The sequence below is a fragment of the Erythrobacter sp. CCH5-A1 genome (assembly GCF_001557115.1).
Taxonomy (GTDB): Bacteria; Pseudomonadota; Alphaproteobacteria; order Sphingomonadales; family Sphingomonadaceae; genus Erythrobacter.
On the sequence record NZ_LSKQ01000050.1, the window covers coordinates 1 to 1268 of the forward strand.

Here is a 1268-nt window from a genome sequence, read left to right on the forward strand (position 1 = left end):
TCGCCGCATCGGCTCCTGCGAGCTCGGCGGCGAGGCGACCCGCACCCGCCTCGCCGCCGAGCTCGCAGGAGCCGATGCGGCGATGCGCGAGGCCGAGGGGCGAGCCCGCGCCGCCGACACAGCCCTAGCGCAATGCACCGAAATCTTGGCGCAAGCCCGCGAGACCCGCGCCAGCCTTGCCGCGCGCGCCGAGAACGAGGAACTGCGCCGCACCGAAATGGCCCGCATCTCGGGCGAGCGCTTCCAGTGCCCGCCGCCGCTGCTCGGCGAACGTTTTGGCTTCGACGAGAACGACCTCGCACAGGCCCAGCAGGAATCCGAGGAACTCGAAAAGCTCACCGCCGCGCGCGAGCGGATCGGGCCGGTCAACCTCGTGGCCGCCGACGAACTCGCCCGGATCGAAGGCGAGCATGGTTCATCCGCCGAGGAGCAGGCCGAACTGGTCGAGGCCATCGCCCGGCTGCGCGGTTCGATCGGCAACTTGAACCGCGAGGGCCGCGAGCGGCTGCGCGCGGCTTTCGAGGCGGTCGACGGGCATTTCCGCGTGCTGTTCACCCGCCTGTTCGAAGGCGGGCAGGCGCACCTTGCGCTGGTTGATTCGGACGATCCGCTGGAGGCGGGCCTAGAAATCTACGCCCAGCCGCCGGGCAAGCGGCTGCAATCGCTGTCCTTGCTGTCAGGCGGCGAGCAGGCGCTGACGGCGACCGCGCTGATCTTCGCGCTGTTCCTCACCAACCCCGCGCCGATTTGCGTGCTCGACGAGGTCGACGCGCCGCTCGACGACGCCAATGTCGAGCGCTTCTGCGACCTGCTCGAATCGATGGTCGCCACCACCACCACCCGCTACCTGATCGTTACCCACAACGCGGTGACGATGAGCCGGATGCACCGATTGTTCGGGGTGACGATGGCGGAAAAGGGCGTCTCTCGGCTGGTCAGTGTGGACCTGGGCGAAGCCGCGCTGCTGGCGGCGGAGTAGCCCCTAGGCCTCCAGCGCCGCCGCGAGCTTCGCCCGCACCGCCTTCAACCCCGCAATCACCTCGGCCATGTCCGGCCCCTCGGCAACCGCGATGCGCACGCCCGGCGCCGCGTCGGGACCGGCGTCGGCACGGCGGTCGCCCGCGCGGCGGTCTTCCTTGCGGCGGTCGAGCGGGGACTTGGCGGCGGCGCGCAGCACCGCCTCGGCGCCTTTCAGGGTATAGCCCTCGCGGTTGACCAGCCGGTCGATGGTCTCGACCAGTTCGACATCGGCGGGGCGGTAGTAGCGC

General features: G+C 70.5%; 1 protein-coding gene and 1 pseudogene. One reads left to right on the top strand and one right to left on the bottom strand.

The window, feature by feature from the left end:
• Positions 1-979: pseudogene (locus tag AX708_RS02445) on the top strand (chromosome segregation protein); the annotation flags it as partial.
• Between the two features lie 3 nt (positions 980-982).
• Here the strand turns inward: AX708_RS02445 and AX708_RS02450 are convergent.
• The coding region (locus AX708_RS02450) for a MerR family transcriptional regulator (RefSeq protein ID WP_067489456.1) at positions 983-1268 on the bottom strand (286 nt) is incomplete at its 5' end.